This window comes from Acidovorax sp. (genome assembly GCF_046291265.1).
Classification (GTDB): domain Bacteria; phylum Pseudomonadota; class Gammaproteobacteria; order Burkholderiales; family Burkholderiaceae_C; genus Acidovorax.
Map to the genome: position 1 here is coordinate 1 of NZ_JBKBTV010000190.1, position 552 is coordinate 552.

Annotated in this window: 1 pseudogene; it reads right to left on the bottom strand. The window is 72.8% G+C overall.

Annotated elements, in window-relative coordinates:
- Window positions 1–4: 4 nt before the first annotated feature.
- Window positions 5–552: pseudogene (locus tag ACK41V_RS23835) on the bottom strand (alkene reductase); the annotation flags it as partial.

Genomic DNA, 552 nt, shown 5'->3' on the forward strand with positions numbered 1-552 from the left:
TCGGTCAGCGGACGGACGCGAGGGCCGGATAGTCGGTGTAGCCCGTCGCCCCGCCACCGTAGAACGAGGTGAGGTCGGGCTCGTTGAGCGCCGCTCCCGCCGCCAACCGGGCGGGCAGGTCGGGGTTGGCGATGAAGGGCCGGCCGAAGGCGGCCGCGTCGATCAGCCCGGCGGCGAGCAGCCGATCGGCCTTCACCACGTCGTAGTTGCCGGCCCCGATGATCACACCTGGGTACGCCGTGCGCAAGGCGTCCCGGTAGGAGTCGTCCAGCTGCGGGCCACCGGCCCAGTCCGGCTCGGAGAGGTGGAGGAACGCGATGTCCCGCTCGGCGAAGGCCGCCGCGAGGTGCAGCCCGGCGGCGGCACCCTCGGGGTCCTCCAGCCCGTTGAACGCCCCGATCGGTGAGATCCGGATGCCGACGTGGTCGGCGTCCCAGGCACCCACCACCGCGTCGAGCACCTCGAGGGTGAGCCGGGCGCGCTGCGCGAGCGGACCACCGTACTCGTCGGTGCGCTGGTTGCTGTCGGCGGCGAGGAACTGGTGGAGCAGGT